The 2948-nt window shown below is 71.8% G+C and carries 2 protein-coding genes; one reads left to right on the forward strand and one right to left on the reverse strand.

The window, feature by feature from the left end:
* Positions 1–218: 218 nt before the first annotated feature.
* On the reverse strand, positions 219–2459 hold the full coding sequence (gene rnr, locus FDZ70_08735; GenBank protein ID TLM71935.1) for a ribonuclease R: 2241 nt from the start codon (positions 2457–2459) through the stop codon (positions 219–221).
* On the opposite strand from rnr, the gene FDZ70_08740 reads away from it, so the two are divergent.
* Positions 2450–2948: hypothetical protein (locus FDZ70_08740; protein ID TLM71936.1), on the forward strand; the 499-nt coding region annotated here is incomplete at its 3' end. The two genes, rnr and FDZ70_08740, sit on opposite strands and share 10 nt — an antisense overlap.

The following is a 2948-nucleotide window of genomic DNA, read 5'->3' on the forward strand; positions in this document are numbered from 1 at the left end:
TTTTATAAGCAGAAGAGGGCGTACGAGGGCATGCCTGGTCTCGTGGGCTCGGAAAGGGGAATACGAGCCGGCGCGGCCGCGGCGCGCGCCGGGGGGGCCGGCGCGCGGCGCGCCCGTGCCGCCGGGATACGGTCAGCCGGCGCGCCGGCGGAGGCCGCGGTGGCCGAGGCGTCCGAGCCGGCGTCCGCGTCGGATCCGCGCGACTGAGCCGCCTCGTCCTACGCCAGCTCGAGGTCCACGCGCCGCTGCTCCAGGCTGACCGAGGTCAGGCGCACCTTCACCCGCGAGCCGAGCCGGTGCTGCACTCCGGTGTGCTCGCCGACGAGCATGAAGCGCTCGGCGTCGAGCCGGTAGTAGTCATCGGCCATCGTCGAGACGTGCACGAGCCCCTCGGCGGTGTTGGCGAGCTGGACGAACAGTCCGAAGGTCTGCACGCCCGTGATGATGCCGTCGAACACCTCGCCGATCTGCTGAGCGAGCATCTCGCACAGCTTGACCTGCACTGAGTCGTTCTCGGCGGCTTCGGCCTCGCGCTCCATCGCCGAGCAGTGCTCGGTCAGCCAGCCGAGCTCCGGGACCATGTCCGCGGTCGGCGGCTCATCGAGCGCGCCCGCGAGCTGCGCGCACAGCAGGCGGTGGACGATGAGGTCCGGGTAGCGGCGGATGGGGCTCGTGAAGTGCGTGTACGCGTCGCTCGCCAGCCCGAAGTGCGAGCCGAGATAGTCCACGTAGCGCGCGCGCTCGAGCGCACGGAGCAGCAGCGAGTTGATGAGCGTCTCCTCGTCGCGGCCGTGCGCGAACGCGACGATGCGCTGGAACGTCTGCGGGCTCGCTCCGTGGACGTCCTTGATCGGGTAGTCGAACTCCTTGAGGATCGCGGCGACCTGCTCGAGGGCGTCGGGGTCAGGGTCCTCGTGGATGCGGTAGACCATCGGCGCGCCGGCGTCGCGCATGAGGCGCGCGACCGCCTCGTTGGCCGCGATCATCGCCTCCTCGATCATGTTGGTCGCCTCGGTGCGCGTGCGCAGCACGACCTCGAGCGGAGTGCCGTCCTCGGCGAGGCGGACCTTCGCCTCCACGGTGTCGAAGTCCAGCCCCCCGCGCGCGACGCGCCGCTCGTGCAGCTTCGCGGCTGCGGCGCGGAACTCGGTGAGCAGGATGCGGGTCTGCTCGTCGGGGAAGCCGGTCCCGGCGTCGAGCCAGCCCTGGACCTCGTCGTAGGTCAGACGCCGGTCGCTGTGCATCACCGACGGGTACGCGCGCGCCGAGAGCACGGCGCCATTGCGGTCCAGTTCGAGGTCCACCGAGAACGAGACACGGTCCTCGCCGGGCTTGAGCGAGCACAGCCCGTTCGAGAGCTCCTCGGGCAGCATCGGCAGCACACGGTCGACGAGGTAGACGCTGGTGGCGCGCAGACGCGCTTCGTTGTCGACCGCCGAGCCCCACGGCACGTAGTGCGACACGTCGGCGATGTGCACGCCGAGCAACCATCCGCCGCTGCGGCGCTCGATCGTGATGGCGTCGTCGAAGTCCTTCGCGTCGACCGGGTCGATGGTGACGGTGAAGCGCCCGCGCACGTCCTCGCGGCCGGGCTCGGCGAGGGCCTTGTCGACGTCGAGCCGCAGAGCCGCCGCCTCGGCCTCGACCTCGTCGGGGAACGCCGTGCGCAGCATGTGCTCGCGGATGACGATCTCGACATGGATGCCGGGCGTGTTCGCGTCGCCGAGCACCTCGTCGACGACGCCCTGCATCGCCTCGTTGCGCGTGGCGTAGCGCGTGATGCGTGCGACCACGAAGTCACCGGGCCTAGCGCCGGGCGACGGCTCCACGAACAGGTCCGAGTGGATGCGCGGGTCCATCGGCACGACGATGCCGAGCTTGCCGTGGCGCTCGTAGCGCCCGACCACCTGTGTGACGGCGCGCTCGATGATCCGCACGACCTCGCCCGACAGCCCCTCCCGGCCGCGCGCGCCGTGCAGCCTGACCGCGACGGTGTCGCCGTGCATGGCGCCGCCGAGGTCGTGACGGCGGACGTAGACGTCGCCCCCGGGCGAGGTCACGAAGCCGTACCCCTTGCGCGTGAGGTGGACGCGACCGGTCAGCGTGCCGCGCTGTCTGAGCGCGACGTAGCGCCCGTCCGGGGTCTTGACCGCGTTGCCCGAGCGCGCGAGCGCGGCGAGCGCCTGCTCGGCTTGGCCCTCGGTGATGCCGAGCGCGGCCGCCGCATCGGCCGCCGAAGCCGGGCGGTTCGCACTCCTCAGCGCCTTCAGCAGTTCCTTCTCGACCCTCACGCCGCCCCCCGGATGTCGGTGACCGCCTCGGCTCCACGGTACCCCAAACCGCGGCGCAGGGAGGCCCTCGACGCCGATGCTACAATCGGCCTCAAGGACCGGGCGCGTGCCCGGATCCCGACACCAAGCCCTGCCGCCCCGCCTTCCAGGAGTGATGCATGGAACCACCGCGCGACCTGGCCCCCTGCCTCATCGGCGAGGGGACCATCACCGAGCCCCGCGACATGATCCGGGCCCTCGAGACGCTCGAGGGCCTTCGCTACACGTACACCGTCGACGGCGTCGTCATGGCCGAGGGCACCGCCGCGCTCGTCAAGCTGATGGCCGACGACGAGTCCGCGACGCTGCTCGTCAACGGCTGCCTGTTCCTGAACACCGAGAGCTTCCGCTACCTGACCTTCTCACGTCCCGAGGAAGAGGGCGGCGAGTGGGTGTTCGAGCTGCACGGCGACGGCTCGCTGCTGCGGCTGGTGCCGGAGGACTCGGTCGAGCCGCGGACCGAGGAGCGTGCCGCGGCCGCCAGGATGATGGAGAACGGCGGGGTCGACCCCGCCCCGTTCGCCCCCCTCGACGCCGGGGGCGACGAGCTCGACCAGCGCCGCACCCCCCGCGCCCCCAGCCGCTTGCGCCGCGCCCCCCCCCCGCGGGCCGGCTGGG

The sequence above is a fragment of the Actinomycetota bacterium genome (assembly GCA_005774595.1).
GTDB lineage: Bacteria > Actinomycetota > Coriobacteriia > Anaerosomatales > D1FN1-002 > D1FN1-002.